The 16,935-nt window shown below is 59.3% G+C and carries 10 protein-coding genes; 8 read left to right on the top strand and 2 right to left on the bottom strand.

The annotated features are described in order from the left end of the window. Nucleotides 1–38: 38 nt before the first annotated feature. Nucleotides 39–662 carry a GNAT family N-acetyltransferase gene (locus RA167_RS14145; RefSeq protein WP_076788229.1) on the top strand — a complete coding sequence of 208 codons (624 nt, stop codon included), beginning with the start codon at nucleotides 39–41 and terminating at the stop codon, nucleotides 660–662. Between the two features lie 54 nt (nucleotides 663–716). Here RA167_RS14145 and RA167_RS14140 read toward each other — a convergent pair whose 3' ends face one another. Then, nucleotides 717–941, bottom strand: coding sequence for a hypothetical protein (locus RA167_RS14140; RefSeq protein ID WP_076788657.1), 225 nt, complete (start codon nucleotides 939–941; stop codon nucleotides 717–719). Nucleotides 942–1,483: 542 nt separating this feature from the next. On the opposite strand from RA167_RS14140, the gene uvrA reads away from it, so the two are divergent. The 5 genes from uvrA (at nucleotide 1,484) to RA167_RS14105 (ending at nucleotide 11,524) form a co-directional block, all read left to right on the top strand. After that, nucleotides 1,484–7,411 carry an excinuclease ABC subunit UvrA gene (gene uvrA / locus RA167_RS14135; protein WP_076788227.1) on the top strand — a complete coding sequence of 1,976 codons (5,928 nt, stop codon included), beginning with the start codon at nucleotides 1,484–1,486 and terminating at the stop codon, nucleotides 7,409–7,411. 674 nt (nucleotides 7,412–8,085) lie between these two features. Further along, on the top strand, nucleotides 8,086–8,862 hold the full coding sequence (locus tag RA167_RS14130) for an SDR family NAD(P)-dependent oxidoreductase (RefSeq protein ID WP_076788225.1): 777 nt from the start codon (nucleotides 8,086–8,088) through the stop codon (nucleotides 8,860–8,862). 422 nt (nucleotides 8,863–9,284) lie between these two features. Then, nucleotides 9,285–10,184 carry a LysR family transcriptional regulator gene (locus RA167_RS14125; RefSeq protein WP_076788224.1) on the top strand — a complete coding sequence of 300 codons (900 nt, stop codon included), beginning with the start codon at nucleotides 9,285–9,287 and terminating at the stop codon, nucleotides 10,182–10,184. 263 nt (nucleotides 10,185–10,447) lie between these two features. Next, nucleotides 10,448–10,723, top strand: a complete 276-nt coding sequence (locus RA167_RS14120) for a hypothetical protein (protein WP_076788655.1) — start codon at nucleotides 10,448–10,450, stop codon at nucleotides 10,721–10,723. Nucleotides 10,724–11,308: 585 nt separating this feature from the next. After that, complete coding sequence (locus RA167_RS14105) at nucleotides 11,309–11,524, top strand: hypothetical protein (RefSeq protein WP_139337198.1); 216 nt, start codon at nucleotides 11,309–11,311, stop codon at nucleotides 11,522–11,524. A 26-nt stretch (nucleotides 11,525–11,550) separates the two neighbouring features. On the opposite strand, the gene RA167_RS14100 is transcribed toward RA167_RS14105, so the two are convergent. After that, on the bottom strand, nucleotides 11,551–13,347 hold the full coding sequence (locus RA167_RS14100; RefSeq protein WP_076788223.1) for a pyridoxal phosphate-dependent decarboxylase family protein: 1,797 nt from the start codon (nucleotides 13,345–13,347) through the stop codon (nucleotides 11,551–11,553). Between the two features lie 1,724 nt (nucleotides 13,348–15,071). Between RA167_RS14100 and RA167_RS14095 the strand changes: the two genes are divergently transcribed. Beyond that, nucleotides 15,072–15,170: a transposase gene (locus tag RA167_RS14095; RefSeq protein ID WP_338877383.1), complete on the top strand. Its 99-nt coding sequence runs from the start codon at nucleotides 15,072–15,074 to the stop codon at nucleotides 15,168–15,170. A 296-nt stretch (nucleotides 15,171–15,466) separates the two neighbouring features. Beyond that, nucleotides 15,467–16,927 (top strand): DegQ family serine endoprotease, encoded by a 1,461-nt coding sequence (locus RA167_RS14090; protein WP_076788221.1) that lies wholly within the window; start codon nucleotides 15,467–15,469, stop codon nucleotides 16,925–16,927. The last annotated feature ends 8 nt before the right edge of the window (nucleotides 16,928–16,935 follow it).

The raw sequence follows: 16,935 nt of genomic DNA, 5'->3' as shown, positions 1-16,935 counted from the left end.
TCTAGACTTCGTACAACTGATTCAATGTGGGAGGTCGCATGTCATTGCAGCGCGCGTATGTCGATGATAGCAAGGCGCGGACAGTCGGACGAGGCATCACACTCAGACGGTTCGACCCACGCGTGGATTCCTATGCGTCGTTGACTGCCATGCTGCATCGTGCATTCGCTCGCCTTGGGGCCATGGAGCTAAACTGCGCCTGCGTCGGCCAGTCGGTCACCTCGACGATGCAGCGTGCGCAGGCCGGCGATTGCTTCGTCGTAGCATACGGCCCTACGCCAATTGGCACAATGACGTTGTACGCACGCGATGCCGAGTCCGCATGCGCTTACTATCGGCTGCGTGATGTTGCGACGCTGCGTCAGTTTGGCATCGATCCGGCATGGCAGGGACGCGGGCTCGGCACGATGCTGCTGGCGTTCGCCGAGCATTGGGCGGCCACCCGCGGCTACGCGGCGCTTGCGCTCGATACCCCGTATCCGGCATCGCACCTGATCGCGTTCTATCGTTCACAGGGATTTCGCTTCGTAGACGTGATGCGATTTGCTGACAAGTGCTATGACAGCGCCATCCTGAGCAAACCACCGGTTGCGGCACGGATGCTCGGTCAGTGGGATCGGCGACTGATGCTGGCGCGGCGCACGTTGGCCGGGGCCGCATAAGCGTGGCAGCGCCTATCCAGCGCATGGTTCGCCTTCGATCGCGTTGCTGGCGCATTACGTCCCATGGAATACAAGGGGCAGTGTTGAAGCGAGATAGAGGCCCAGTCCGAGCGTCGGATGGCCTGTGCCGATCGTTGCCGTTGCGATGACGACGCCGGTCAGCGCCAGCGCGTCCAGCCAGCGGCGCACGCGCAGGCGGCGGTGAAGTGTTTGCTGCCTTTCGCGGCCTTTTTCGCTGCTATGGCGGATCGAATATTTCAAGACGGACAGATCAGACATGGCGTTCTCCAAGTGGGAATCTGCATTGTCCACTCGCCAAAAAACGGTGTGTAAATGTTCGGCTGGCTGCCGTAAAAACGACATCTATAGCCGGATGTCGGCCGGCTGCAGCAGCGGGCCAGCGCCGGGGCACGGTTGGGTGTCGGGCGCGCGCCCCCTCTTGGCGTTTTTTATATGCACGCGCCGGAGTTTTCTGACATAGGGGGTTGGCGTGCTGCAATGGCAGCATGGACTCAATGGGCACTCGCATAACGTCAGCACAAACACGGGCATCCGACGTGTCGATTAGAATGCGCACGTGGTATCTGTGGATCGTGCGAGACGATATCGTGGCGCCGGGCGCAGGCGGCCGCCTGTCTCATCGATGTCACATGTGACGGGGGTAGCGGTTGCGTGGCGCGTCGGTCGTGGTGCGGCGTAGGCGGATGCGACGATCTGTCGCCTAGCGCGGCCCGTCATGCTAGTCGCTGATACGATCCTAGAAGACAAAAATACTGTATGCGTGTACAGTATCGGGGAATACCCTAAAATGGTCGGATAAATTGTCTTCCTCGAACTTAATCCGTATCCGTGGCGCACGCCAGCATAACCTGAAGAACCTCGACCTCGATTTGTATCCGGGCGAGATGACAGTGGTGACCGGACCGTCGGGCTCTGGCAAGTCGAGTCTCGTTTTCGACACGCTATATGCGGAAGGGCAACGGCGCTATGTCGAGACTTTCAGCGCGTATGCGCGTCAGTTCCTAGACCGCATGGACCGGCCACAAGTGGACCGGGTCGATGGCGTGCCGCCGGCCATCGCGATCGACCAGACGAATCCGGTGCGCAGTTCACGTTCGACCGTCGGCACGATGACCGAGTTGAACGACCATCTGAAGCTGCTCTATGCGCGTGCTGCGGAACTGTTTGATCGGCAGACCGCGCAGCGGGTGCGCCACGATACGCCCGAGACGATCTACGCGGAGCTTGTCGAACGCACGCGTGAATGTAATCCGCGGGTGATCGTAACGTTCTCGGTCGAACTGCCGGATACTGCAACGGAGGCGGAAGTCGAACAGTGGCTGTCGGCAAGCGGTTATACGCGCGTGCATGCGCAGCGCGTGGTTGCCACCGCGTCCGGTTCCCGTAAGCTGCTGGACGTCGTGGCGGACCGTTTCCGCGTGCACGACGCTGACAAGGCGCGAGTCGTGGAAGCGATCGAGACGGCGCTCAAGCGCGGCGGCGGACGCGTTGACGTGCAGGTGCCTGAGCACAGTGACGTGCCCGCGCAGACCTGGCGCTTCTCAACCGGCCTGCATTGCCCGGATAGTGATTTGCGCTACGCGGAGCCGCAGTCGGCATTGTTCTCGTTCAATTCGGCCTATGGCGCGTGCGACAAGTGTCGCGGTTTTGGCCGCGTGATCGGCGTCGACCTTGGACTGGTGATCCCAGACGAGCGCAAGTCGCTGCGTGATGGCGCGATCAAGCCGATGCAGACCCCCGCGTGGAAGGAGTGCCAGGACGACCTGATACGTTACGCGGCGCGCGCGGGCATCCCGCGTGACACGCCGTGGGCGCAGTTGTCCGCGCAGCACCGCGATTGGGTGATCAACGGCTCGCCGGATTGGGACGGCGATTGGCAGCAGCAGTGGTATGGCGTACGGCGTTTCTTCGATTATCTGGAATCGAAGTCGTACAAGATGCATATCCGCGTGCTGCTGTCGAAGTATCGCAGCTATACGCCGTGCGATACGTGCGGCGGCGCACGGCTCAAGACCGACGCGCTGCTGTGGCGGCTCGGCACACAAGCCAACGCGGACATGGTGTTACCGCGCGAGCAGCGGTTCATGCCGCGCGGCGTTGACTGGACGCGTGCGCAGCTCGAAGCGTTGCCCGGCTTGACGATCCATGATCTGATGCTGATGCCGATCGAGCGCATCCGCCGTTTTTTCGACGAGCTAACGCTGCCGAGTCTGTTGCTCGACGATGCACTGAAGCTGTTGTTGGCCGAAGTGCGGACCCGCTTGCGCTACTTGTGCGACGTCGGTCTGGGCTACCTGACGCTGGACAGGCAGAGTCGCACGCTGTCCGGCGGCGAGGTGCAGCGGATCAACCTGACGACCGCGCTGGGCACGTCGCTGGTCAATACGTTGTTCGTGTTGGACGAGCCCAGCATCGGCTTGCACCCGCGCGACCTCGGCCGGATCGTGGAGGCGATGCAGCGATTGCGCGACGCCGGCAACACACTGGTGGTCGTCGAGCATGATCCGCTCGTGATGCTTGCGGCCGACCGCCTGATCGACATGGGCCCCGGTCCGGGCGAGCGCGGCGGTACGATCGTCTACGATGGCACGCCGGCTGACGTACGCGACGCGTCAACGCTGACCGGCGCGTATCTGGGCGGCCGCAAGCGTGTCGCCGATGCGTCCGAGTGGCTGCGTCGACCCGTCGATGCGCAGACGCGAAGACTAGTGCTCGAAGGGGCGACCGAGCACAACTTGCGCGACGTCACCGTCGAGATTCCGCTGCAGAGGCTGGTGTGTGTGACAGGCGTGTCCGGCTCCGGTAAATCAACGCTGCTGCAGGACGTGCTGCACCCGGCCCTGGCGCGCCACTTTGGCAAGCCGACTGACGCGCCGGGCGCCTATCGTGCGCTGCACGGCGCCGACGCACTGGGCGACGTCGTGTTCGTGGACCAGTCACCGATCGGCAAGACAGCGCGGTCGAACCCGGCCAGCTATGTGGGCGCGTTTGACGAAATCCGCAAGCTGTTCGCCAAGGTGCCGCTCGCGCTGCAGCGCGGCTACACGGCCGGCACATTTAGTTTCAATGCCGGGGACGGGCGCTGTCCGACATGTGGCGGCTCGGGGTTCGAGCATGTCGAAATGCAGTTCCTCAGCGACGTGTACCTGCGCTGCCCGGATTGTGACGGCAAGCGTTATCGCGCGGAAGTCTTGGACGTGAAGATCGAGCGTACGGCGCCAGGCAGCGCGTCGCGCCACCTGTCGATCACCGACGTACTGGAGCTGACGGTCAGCGAGGCGGCGGCGCTGTTCGCCAGCGATATGGAAGTGCTGCGCGTGTTGCAGCCGATCATCGACGTCGGGCTCGAATATGTGAAACTCGGGCAGCCCGTGCCGACGCTGTCCGGCGGCGAAGCGCAGCGGCTCAAGCTTGCCGGTTTTCTCGCCGAGACCGCGCCGAGCCGGGGTGCGGGCACCGTGCCGGCACGGTTGTTCATGTTCGACGAGCCGACCACTGGCCTGCACTTCGACGACATCGCGAAGCTAATGCGCGCGTTCGGTAAGCTGCTCGAGCGTGGTCATTCGCTGATTGTGATCGAGCACAACCTTGATGTAATCCGTGCGGCGGATTGGCTGATCGATCTCGGTCCCGGTGGCGGTGATGCGGGCGGCAAGCTCGTGTGCAGTGGCACGCCAGAAGAGGTGAAGCGCTGCGCGCAGTCGCACACGGGTCAGGCGCTGCTGCAATACGATCGGGCATTGCAGGCAGGCGGCGACAGTGCGGCGTTGTCCGGTCCGCATGGTGTGAACGAGTCGTCGGTGCCGTATCTGGCCGGCGAGGCCGCTGCCGCCGGCGTCGCGCTGCAAACGGCATTGGCAGCGGCGCGGGTGCGACGCGCGAGCACTGAACAGGCGGTGCGTATCGTTAACGCGCGCGAGCACAATCTGAAGTCACTTGATGTTAATATCCCCCACGGTAAGTTCAACGTGGTCACCGGGGTGTCGGGCTCAGGTAAGTCGACGCTCGCGTTCGACATTTTGTTCCATGAGGGGCAGCGCCGCTATCTCGAGTCGCTGAACGCGTATGCCCGCTCGATTGTGCAGCCCGCGGGCCGGCCGGAAGTCGACGCGGTGTATGGTATTCCACCGACCGTCGCAATCGAGCAACGGTTGTCGCGCGGCGGCCGCAAGAGCACGGTCGCGACGACATCCGAAGTGTGGCACTTCCTGCGTCTGCTGTATGTGAAGCTGGGCGTGCAGCATTGTGTGCATGACGGCACGCCGGTCGCGTCGCAGAGCATCGAGTCGATCGCCGCACAGTTGCTGCGTGACTACAAGGGACAGCATATCGGCTTGCTCGCCCCACTCGTCGTGAACCGCAAGGGCGTCTATACAGACCTGGCCAAGTGGGCGAAGGCACGGGGTAATACCCACCTGCGTGTTGATGGTGCGTTTGTCAGTGTCGATCCGTGGCCGAAGCTGGACCGCTTCCGCGAGCATACGATCGAACTGCCGGTCGCCGATCTGGTTGTGTCGGCGGATCACGAAGGTGAGTTGCGGCGCCTGCTCGCGGACACGCTCGAGGTGGGCAAGGGAGTGATGCACGTGCTTGCGCCGCTGGATGGCCTGCTCGACGGCATGACACGCGGCAGCTCGGGCGCTGATATTGGCGCGATCAAGGTGTTCTCAACCAAGCGCGCATGCCCGGTGTGTGGCACCAGCTATCCTGAGTTGGATCCGCGTATGTTCTCGTATAACAGCAAGCATGGCTGGTGCACGACATGCGTGGGTACCGGTTTGAAACTGACTCGCGAGCAACGCGCCGCGTTCGATGACACGGTCGTTGGCGGTGATGATCGTGGTCGTGAGCAAACGCTGCCTTCGGAGGAGCAAGAGCCCGAAGGCGTCGGCGACAAACCTTGCCCGGATTGTGGCGGCACGCGGCTGAACGACGTGTCGCGGGCGATCACGTTTGCCGGTCAGCCCATCGTTGCCGTCGCGCAGTGGACAGTCTCGGATACACGGCACTGGATCAGCCAATTGCGGATGGGTGGGCGCGATGCGGAGATTGCGCGCGATGTCGTCAGCGAGATACAAAGTCGGCTCGAATTTCTCGAAGAGGTCGGGCTGGGCTACCTGAGCCTGGATCGCGCGGCACCAAGCCTGTCCGGTGGCGAAGCTCAACGCATCCGCCTTGCCGCGCAACTTGGCAGCAACCTACAGGGGGTGTGCTATGTGCTGGACGAACCGACGATCGGACTGCATCCGCGTGACAACCGGATCTTGCTGGACGCGCTGCGCAAGCTCGGCGAGAAGGGCAACACGCTGGTCGTCGTCGAGCACGACGAGGACACGATCCGGCGCGCGGACCATATCATCGACATCGGGCCCGGCGCCGGCAAGCGCGGCGGTACGCTCGTCGCATCCGGCCGTGTCGCCGACATCGCGGCGGACCCGCGGTCGTTGACGGGCCGCTATCTCGCGCAACCGATCGTGCACCCGTTGCAGCCGAGACGCGCTGTCGATGCGGCCGGCCGCACGGCGCCGTCACGTTGGCTAAGCGTGCAACGCGCGTCGCTGCACAACCTGCGCGATGTGACGGTCGAGATTCCGCTGGCACGGCTGGTCGCGATCACGGGCGTATCGGGTTCCGGCAAGTCAACGCTCGCTCGCGATGTTCTGATGGCGAACCTGCTCGATGCAGTCGGGCGCTCGGTGCTGTCATCGCCAGCGGAGCGTCGCGCGCGCAAAGCGGCGCAGGGTGACGCCGACAACGTGTCGGCGCGCGCCCGACGCGCGAGCGTGCTAGCACGCACCGACGCCCGTCCGCGTATCAGTGTCCGTCATCTGTGGCGCGGTTGTGAGTCGATTATCGGCTGGGACGGCATCGATCGGGTGTTGGAAGTGGACCAGACGCCGATCGGCAAGACGCCGCGCTCCTGTCCGGCCACGTACATTGGCGTCTGGGATGCGATCCGCAAGCTGTTTGCGCAGACGTTGGAGGCGCGGGCGCGCGGCTACCAGGCATCGCGCTTTTCGTACAACACTGGCGACGGCCGTTGTCCAGCGTGCGAAGGACAGGGCGTGCGCACGATCGGCATGAGCTTCCTGCCGGACGTCAAGGTGCCGTGTGACGTTTGTCACGGGCAACGGTTCAATCCGGAGACGCTGGCTGTCACGTGGCACGGCCGCAGCATCGGTGACGTGCTGACCATGGAGATTGACGAGGCAGTCGAGTTTTTTGGCGCGATCTCATCGATTGCCCATCCGTTGCAGTTGATGAAGGACGTGGGTCTGGGCTACTTGACGTTGGGACAGCCGTCGCCGACGTTGTCCGGGGGCGAGGCGCAACGCATCAAACTCGTCACCGAGTTGAGCAAGGTCCGTGATGACGTCGCGCGACGCGGCCAGCGCGTCCCGCATACGCTATACGTGCTTGATGAGCCGACGGTCGGCCTGCACATGGCCGATGTCGCGAAGCTGATCCACGTGCTGCACCGGCTCGTCGATGCCGGGCACAGCGTCGTCGTGATCGAGCACGACCTTGATGTGATCGCCGAGGCGGACTGGATCATCGACCTGGGCCCGGAAGGCGGCGCCGGCGGCGGGACGGTGGTGGCCGCCGCGGCGCCCGAGGCGCTTGCAAAGGTCCGGCACAGCCATACCGGCGCGGCGCTCGCACCGGTGCTCGCACGCCAGCGGGCGCTACAGCACGACGTCTCGTGCGGCGATCGCCGCACGGGTTGACCGGATGGGCGGCAGGCCGCGCTGTGCGGCCTGCTCATGACCGTTGCGCAACCAATCGACACAGAGGTGACATGCGGCAGCCATTCACCCAGCAATCGGATCGCGGCGTCGGTTTCCATCGATTGCAGTAGCGCGATCGTTTGCAGCAGCGATGCCTCGTCGTGAGCTAAATCGCTTGCGCAGCGACAGCGCATATTCAATGGACAACATGATGCGCGGAACAACGTGCGCATCAGAATATCGAACTGTCTGATGCCGTCGTGGCGCACGCCGCGGCACGAAGCGCGGCGATACGATTGAGACGCTCATCTCATTCATATGAGACGTCCCATGATTATGACTCGGCTCTCTCAACGCCATGCTGGACAAGGTCCGCGTTGCATCGGCCGCTTTTCGCGTGCGAGGTTGGCGCGTCAATACGTTCCACTTCCAACACCGAGAGGTGTCTTCTGGCGTTCGGAAGCATTTATTTCATATGCGCCAATGTCCGTGATGCCACGCTCTTCGCGCGTAGACAATGATCTGAGATGCGCTGGCATACGTCTTGCCATATCATCGCGGGCCGAACGGGCGTGAATGGGTGGCCCATCCGCTGATGGCTGACGCGCTTTGCACGCCGCGCGGATGGCTCTAGGCGGTCCGGGACAGACAGGACACTTTGAAGGAGGCGTGAGATGAGTGAACCGTTGCAGGGTCAGGTCGCTGTGGTTACAGGAGGGGCGCGCGGAATTGGACGCGGTATTGCATTGGAGCTTGCGCGAGCTGGCGCCGACGTGATGGTGGCCGATTTGCTCGACGCACCCATGGCGGAGACGATAGCCGCCTTACGGGCTCTGGGGCGTCGTGCGACATCAAGAAAGGTGGATGTCACGCAGTCTGCCATGGTTAATGCCATGATCGCGCAAGCAATCGACGAACTCGGCGGACTCGACATCGTTGTGAATTGCGCCGGCGTGCTCAATATTCATCCCGTCTCCGAGTTGAGCGAAAAGGACTGGGACTTCGTGATGGATGTCAACGCGAAGGGGACATTCCTTGGTTGTAAGGCGGCACTACCTTACATGAAGTCGAAGCAGCGTGGACGTATCATCAATGTCGCATCGATTGCGGGCAAGGAAGGTTTTCCGAATCTTGCCCACTACAGTGCTTCGAAATTCGCGGTCGTTGGGTTGACCAATGCGCTGGCAAAGGAGGTCGCCCGCGAGGGTATTACAGTCAACGCGATATGCCCAGGCATCGTGCGGACCGACATGTGGGACCGGCTTTCCGACGAATGGAAAAACGACGGAGAGTCGGTGGAGGAATCATGGTCGCGTCATCAATTGACGCTGATTCCGCAAGGCCGTGCACAGACACCGGAGGACATGGGCAGGCTCGCCGTATTCTTTGCGACCATGGAGAACGTCACAGGCCAGTCGGTTAATGTGGACGGCGGTTTCACTTTCCACTGACAACCCCTTCCCTATCATGCGCGAGGGCTCAGGCAGCGCTTCGGCGTGATCCGGTGTGCGTCGTAAGTGTGTCCTGGTGGCATCATGGATTGTCGCCCAGTAGATGACTACCTGAACCCGATAATCCAAGCCTTCCCGAGGCTTCCCGAGGGGCCGGGCGCTGGCAGCTGCCGGATTGTCGTGCGCGTCAGCGCAATCGTCATCGAACATCAACGATCATTAACCTTCTCTGTAAGCCGTAAGTTGTGCGGTTAATGCGCCGCGCTCCCTACCGTTCGATGTAGCATCGGCGAAAGCCGTGGGATCGTCCAGCACATCGGCGACGGTGATCTCGTGACGTGCGCCCGTTCGGCTAGCCGACGACGGTGCCGCGCAGAACCCGCTATCATCCGCGCGTCGGTCTTATCAATAGGAAGGGCAGCGTGGACAGACTCACCAGCATCCGGGTGTTCCGTGAAGTCGCCGAAGCGGGCAGCTTTGTGAAGGCGGCTGAGCGCTTGAATATCTCGACTGCGATGACAAGCAAGCATATCGCTAGTCTCGAGCGTGAACTTCATGTCCGGTTGCTAAACCGAACCACGCGTCAGATGAGTCTGACCGAGGCAGGCAGCGTGTATTACGAACAATGTTGTGAGGCACTGGACATTCTGCAGGCCGCCGAAGCGGCGCTCGGCGTACAGAGCAGCCAGCCGCAGGGTGTGCTGAGAGTCTCGGCGCCGGGCTGGTTCGCGACGCGGCGATTCGCGGACTTGGTCGTGGCCTACCAGCACAGGTTTCCCCATGTGTTGATCGACCTGAGACTAGAGAATCGCTTTGTCGACCTAACGCAGGAAGGCTATGACATGGCATTGCGCGCTACCTTCGAGCCGTCGCCGTCGCTGATCGTGCGTCCATTGTGCGACGTGCCGTTCCTGCTAGTGGGCGCACCCGATTATCTGGCCCGGCATCGCATGCCGCGCGAGCCGCTCGACATCGAGGCGCATCGGATCGTGCTGCCCAATTATACGAACCTGGACAGGGTTGAGTTATCAGGGCCGCGTGGGCGGTTCACCATCAGAAACCGCGCGGTGCTCAAAATTAACGACACGTCGATGGCGCTGCAATGTGTCAAGGCGGGGCTAGGCTTGGCGTATCTGCCGGAGTGGATTGTCGCGAATGAGGTGCATGACGGCGCATTGCTCAGGCTGCTGCCAGACTATGCGCTGTTCTCGCCGCGCGTGTATGCGGTCTACACGAGCCGCAAGTACATGACGCCGAAGGTGCGCACCTTCATCGATTTTTTGTCCGAGGCACTGGGCTCGGACGAGGCCGTGCCTCGATGACCGCGCGCCGCGTCCCAGAGCTGTACCCGTAGACGAGCACGGCGAAACAGATCCGCCCAAACATCACGACGAGTGAAAAAGCGATTTGCTCGAACTCCCTGAACGCTGACGCATTGCCGTATTCTGTATATCGAGCCAATATGATATCGTGAATAAGCGTTATGATCTAAGCGTCAGGCCGGAGTCCCGACGTCGCGCCAACGTCTTTCCAAGAGGGGACGATAGGCGGGATGGATAATCGGATCCTTGAACAGGAGAACGGAATGCGGGAAGAATCGAGCCCCGGTGGGCAGTCGTCGTCGCCAGGCGCGCGTGGCGAGCGGCCGGATGTTGATCATCTGGATGCCGCGCTCAATCATGTGGATACACAGCTTTTGTCGGGCCATATCGCAGCTGGCGCAGCCAAGGGTATTCTGTACAGTCTGATCGAGACTCTGGGCGCGCTGGTCGGTGATCCGGACCTGCCGGATCATGCGCGTTCGGGCTACGAAGGGCTGCTGGAAACGGCGCGGGCGCTGCGCGCGCGGCTTGGCAAGTAGCGCTGGCCGCGTGGCTTGCGGGCAGCGCCGCTCGTCACTCGTAGCAGGGAGCCAGCCGGCGTACTTCCACCGTGCACCATTTGGCAGCCGGACAGGCAGCGGCGATCCCGACTGCCTACTTGCGTGTATCGCAGTTTAACAGGGAAAATCCACCCCTCATCTCCTTCGTTTTTGTAAAGGGCCCGTCGACCAGTCGGCGCTGGTCGGTGCTTGTCTGCACGCGCACGCTGTCGTAGGTGGACACAAGCGACTCGCCGCGATCACCAGCCCGCGCGCCGTCTTATTGTCAAAGCAATTGCTGCGAAGTTTGCCTGATGACGCTGCATCAAAGATTTAGCCCACCGGCTATGTCAGTCACCACGACGATCCACACAAGGGCTTGAGCCAGGTGTTCATGCTCATGAAGAGACAAATCTTGTCACGCCTATCTAATCGGTCAATGATTTAAAAATTACCAGAAAATGGTAGGCAATAAACAGTGCTCCAAGCCAGATAGGATAAAATACATAGAAATACGCAAAAGAGGCGCCAAGTACATTACAACGATCGTACCTGTCACGAACGCTAAACAGAGATAGTTTGTAAATGGATAGCCGACACTCTGAAAATGCGATTCGTCGCGTGCATAAAGAGCATCAAATAAGGACTTGTACCCATTTCGACGTAACGTGCTATATTAAAGTTCAGAAAGATTTTGGTGGTGAATCCCGTGCCAAAGCCGATATCGCACACGGATTTGTCAGAGCAATCACCCAACGCAGCAACGAATGTCCGCTTGAGAACGTGCTGGAAAAGGTATGATGAAAAACTTGCTAAGGCGGCTCAAATTATTTGCCTTTGACTCGCTCCAAAATCTTTTTGAGGTTGTTGTGCCAAAACTCCGGAAATTGCCCGTTTGTAACCGGCTTCATGACGCAGCAACGCACTACTGTAGTCTCGCATGTCGAATGGTTATCATCTGGCATGATCTGCTGCAAAGCCATCCGGTTGCGAGAAAACCACGGCATATTTTCCGTTCTAGCATGTCGCTGTTGCGGGGATCCGATTATCCGCTCGCTAAGCAAGGTAATGCGCTGTTCCACCGATCCTACTCGCTCTATAGGACGCACACAGAAATTTATGATGCTCAAGTCAGGGCCATAGATACTCTGAAACCGGTGTGTATAGCCGTCAATTGAAAGAGGCGGCAAGGCATTCAATGCATGATGAAGACGCGAAGCTGTACACAAATTTCCACTTAGCAACGCGCCATAACCATCCCGATTTAGGCCGAGCAGCCGATGCGCAGTCCATACTGCCGCCGCAGCCGCTCCTGGACGTGTACCCTCGAGCGTATAGGGGCCGAAATCCATATGTCCACACTGTGCTTGCCCAAAATATTTGATCTGACTGCCTATTACCCACGAAAAGCGACGCTCCCGCATCGCTAGACATCCGGCGGGATAAGGGACATACCCGCACTTATGCGGGTCTACGGTGACGGTGTCAACGCAATTCAGTGCGCGCAGCGCCTCCGCTACTTCGGGTTTAAGCTTTGCTGATTGATCTGATATGGTGGAAGCGAAGGATGTGTCGTCGCCTTTAGTTGGCGACAGGAGCAAGCTTCGATAGTACCCTCCAGAAGCGGCATCGGCATGGAGAAAGAATGAAGCTCCAAAGCGCTGTTCGCATTCTTGACGCAACGCCACGATTCGATGAATCTCGTCAACGCTGCCTTCACCACTGCTTCCTACCGTGGCGACGACGGCAACAATAGGATGCGCGGCTTGCAGATGGGCAAACAGGCGGCGGCGCAAATGCTCGACGTCAATTCGCATTGACGCATCTACGTCGATAGGTTCAAGCGTTAGCCCGAGCAGGTCTGCACACTTGTCCCACGCGTAGTGGCGGCCATGCGCAACAAGGATTCGGCCAGCTGCCAGCGAAGGATGAAGGCGTAACGTACGGGCGTGCGCCAGCAAGGCATCTAGTTGACCTTGCTCAGCCGCCTGGGTAAGCAGTTGTGCGATGCAGGCCGGCGGAAGATTGCAAAGCCGATCGAGATCGTTATCTTCCAACAATCCGGCCAACTCCGGCATTTCAGCGATAGCTAATGGAATGCATTTCAAGTTACGTGCAATCCACATCCCCTCATAGTTCGCAGCATGGCCGCCGGATGTAAGATGCGCCCAGCCGTGCTCTGGGTCAAAGCCAAAGAGGCTGCAAAAGTCATCGCTTAGTTCGTACTCCAATGCTGTAGTCACCGGCGAGGCTTCCGGCGTAACATTATTGGGGTTGTAGAGCATTGCGGCAAAATAGGCCAGTTCTGCAGGCAGCAACACATCTGTGTTTATCTGCGCCAGGTATCCAGATGCAGGCCATGGCATGGAGTCCACTTGCAATCGTTGCGACAATTCACGCAGCAAGATGACGGAGCGGTGCACAAGCGAGTCATCAGCTGGTGATGCCGCCGTGCTGGACGGCTGCCAGCGTGCGTGCCAATGGTAATAGTCATCTAGCAGAGCACCAAGTGTTTCGCGGATGACTCTCTGGTTGTCCGGATGTGGCCATAGGTGTCGCCATTTAGTGATGAGATCAGGTTCGTCAAGCTGATGGCAAATGCCAGGTGTTGTCGGGTTCTTCATAGTTAAGCCATGGTTGTCACAACAAACCTGCGCCGGAACGGAAATAGGGTACGTCCGTTCTGGTGAGCCGGATAGTGGTATCGTAGGCGTTGATGCGCAATACCTTAAGCATCAACTGGTACCACGGTTCATCGAAGCAATCGGGCAGTTGTAATGCTAACTGCCCCCTGATCGCACATACGACAGCAACATTGGCAGCACATGCTGCTGGCCCAGCAAGTGCAACAAAGAATTTACGAAAAGCAGATTAAATCTGCGGATGGTTAACGACGCAGGCCTCGCATAGCATGGATGAAGAAGAATCAATACCCCATAGCGTGGCCGTTGGCCAACGCTGGGCCACCAAGCGAGTAACATGCCCGACACGGTCAACGCCGGGCTCAAAAATGCCTTAAATATTTGCTCGAGTGCATTCGCGGCCCTCGGAGTGAGCACAATGATTGACGTGTGTATAAGCGGTGGAGAAGCATCGCAGTTTCGGTCAATTGCCTCGACCAATCCGAGGTAAGCTTCCGGAAGACCACTAATACAATCTTTGCAAAAACTAGGATAGCGCTTGTATTGGTTGCCATACGGATTCTCGTTGTTTCGTAGATATAGCGTATGGGAAACTTCAGATTTGACCATATAAGGGATACCAAGTCTAAGCGGTTAATGATTTGGCGTGTAAGCGGAGAGCTTGCCATCGTCATTATCTCCGCGTAGGAGGGCACGCTGTGATCAAGGCCGGGGGCAGGAACACGCGCTGACTAAGATGGTGTAAAGCATCGTAAAGGCTCGAAGGTGTATTCGACGGTTGATACGCTGAGTCAGCGGGTGATTTTGCAAGAAAAATAGAATGCATGTTGAGTCCAAACGCGGTTTCACACAGTTGACCAAGGCTGATTAGCTGAGTGTAGTTTCGTCTAGGCTGCACCTTGGCTCGTAACAGCAACGCTGGCATAAACGCTTGTCGCACTCCAACCTATCGCCTTAGCCTATCTCATACTAATCAAGATCTTGTATATTATTTCATAACATGATTTTGCTTATGCGCAAACACCATGCCTAACTGCGCGATCGGAGGTTGAATTAATAAATTGAGAATCACTATAGGCCATTTCTTGAAAAATGCAAGCTTCTTGCTATTATTCAAACCGTCAAAAATTTGAGTTTGGCGATGCAGTTGTACCACGTTCATCTCCAAAAATAACTGTAATGAAACAATGGGCTCTCTGTCGCGTTGAGGTGCGCCAAATTCGTAATAATGAAACCAGGAAAACTATTCAAAAATATGTGGATCGAATAGGAATGCCATCAAGAAAAGAATTTTTACGTACTACGAGGGCTCTCCGTTGAATGCAAATACAATCTAGGTCCTCTAGTGATATATTGTGCAATGCCGTAACGGTGCGCGGGAGTGGCGAAAGGTTGCGGTAATACAACCGGTCATATTGGGCTGTTTGGGTTCCTTGCGGTAGTCTTCAAACGTAGTTTTCGTGTCGGCTATGCGCGGATCGCATTGAGATCATCATCGGTGGCAAGCTGTCGGCGTCCGAGTGAGCGGTTGGTGCGGTCACGACCGTCAAGCGCGGCGGGCAGTGTTAGCACATCAAGCGGAGTTAGCAGAAGCAGGGCGTGGATCATGGGCGCAGCGCAGGCAATGGAAGCCCACGAGTGCCGCTGTGGCTGATGAAAAAGAAAAAGTCAGCATCATGATTGTAATGTTACAAACCTAGGATGGCGTGCCACAATCCCGGCTATACCAGCGACGCTGGAGCATCGAGGATCTGTTTCACCGGCTCAAATCGGTGCTTAGCCGCGAGATTCGTTCGTCGAGTTAGCCGCGTGCGGCGCTGTTAGCCTTCGGCGTGGCGGCACTCGCGTATAACGTGCTGAGCGTGATTGCCGCTGCGGTTAGAATCTGCCATGAACTGAAGTATGCGGGGACCGAATGTGTCCAAAAAGAAAGGCTATGTTGCCGGACGCGTGGCACGACGGTATTTCTTAACCGCGCGTGTCATCAAGGCGACACGTGGTGTTTAATCACCTTGGAAGGGACAGATTTTAAGACAGATTTAAGCGGCCGCTCCTATTCTGGCAGGCATCATAGCAGTCATTCCGACAAGGAGCGCAATCGATGAAAACCAAAGTCCTGTCGCGTAGCGCCGTTGCCGTCGCGGTGGCGGCCGCGTTATCAGCCGGGTACTTCGCTGGACGCAAGGACATTGAGCCTGTGCAGTCGGCCCATGCCGTTCCGATGATGCCGGCCGAAGCCGCCGCAAAGACCGGCGTACCCGATTTCTCCGGGTTGGTTGAAACGTACGGCCCGGCGGTCGTCAACATCAGCGCAAAGCATATCGTGCGGCAGGCCGCGCAGCGCGGCTTGCCGTTGCCAATCGACCCGAGTGATCCGTTCTTCCAGTTCTTCCGCCGCTTCTACGGGTTCGGCGGCAACCTCGGCCCGCAGCAGGAGGTGCCGAGCAGCAGCCTGGGTTCGGGCTTCATCGTCAGCAAGGACGGATATATCCTGACAAACGCGCACGTGATCGACGGTGCGAACGTGGTGACCGTGCGACTGACCGACAAGCGCGAGTTCCGCGCGAAGGTGGTGGGCAGCGATAAGCAGTCCGATGTGGCGGTGCTCAAGATCGACGCGAGCAACCTGCCGGTGGTGAAGATCGGTGATCCAAAGCAAAGCAAAGTTGGTCAGTGGGTTGTTGCGATCGGCTCGCCGTATGGTTTTGACAACACCGTGACGTCGGGCATCATCAGTGCGAAGTCACGTGCGCTGCCGGACGAAAACTATACGCAGTTTATCCAAACCGATGTGCCGGTGAATCCAGGCAATTCAGGTGGGCCGTTGTTCAATCTGCAGGGTGATGTGATCGGGATCAACTCGATGATTTACTCTCAGACCGGTGGCTTCCAGGGCCTGTCATTCGCGATCCCGATTGATGAGGCGATCCGTGTGAAAGACCAGCTAGTGAAGACCGGTCACGTCAGCCGTGGGCGGTTGGGTGTGTCGGTGCAGGGTGTGAACCAGGCGCTGGCAAACTCGTTTGGCCTAAAGCAGCCGCAGGGTGCGCTGATCAGTTCGGTCGAGCCCGGTGGACCGGCTGCGAAGGCCGGGCTGAAGGCAGGCGACGTGATCTTGCAGGTCAATGGCGCGCCGGTGTTAAGCTCATCGGAACTGCCCGCGCAGATCGCCGCGATGCAACCGGGCACGACTGCAAAACTGCAGGTGTGGCGGGACAGGAGCACGAAGGATGTCAATGTGACACTGGGCGCGTTCGCAAACGACAAGGTCGGGTCCAACGATGCGCAAGGCGCGACGCAGGGACGGCTCGGTGTTGCGGTGCGCGTATTGACGCCGCAGGAGCAACGCGCAGTGCAAGCTCACGGCCTACTGGTGCAGGATGTGGCGGGCCCGGCAGCAGCTGCCGGCGTGCAGCCTGGCGACGTCATCCTGGCGGTGAACGGCCAGCCGGTCACGACGCCCGCCCAACTCGCATCAAGCCTCTCGCGGGCCGGTAGCAGCGTTGCGTTGCTGGTGCAGCGCGACAACGCACAAATCTTTATACCGGTTGACCTCGGCTGAGCCATGAT

Origin of the sequence: Mycetohabitans endofungorum (assembly GCF_037477895.1) — a bacterium.
In the GTDB taxonomy this organism is placed as follows: domain Bacteria; phylum Pseudomonadota; class Gammaproteobacteria; order Burkholderiales; family Burkholderiaceae; genus Mycetohabitans.
This window is presented reverse-complemented; position numbering and strand designations above follow the sequence as displayed.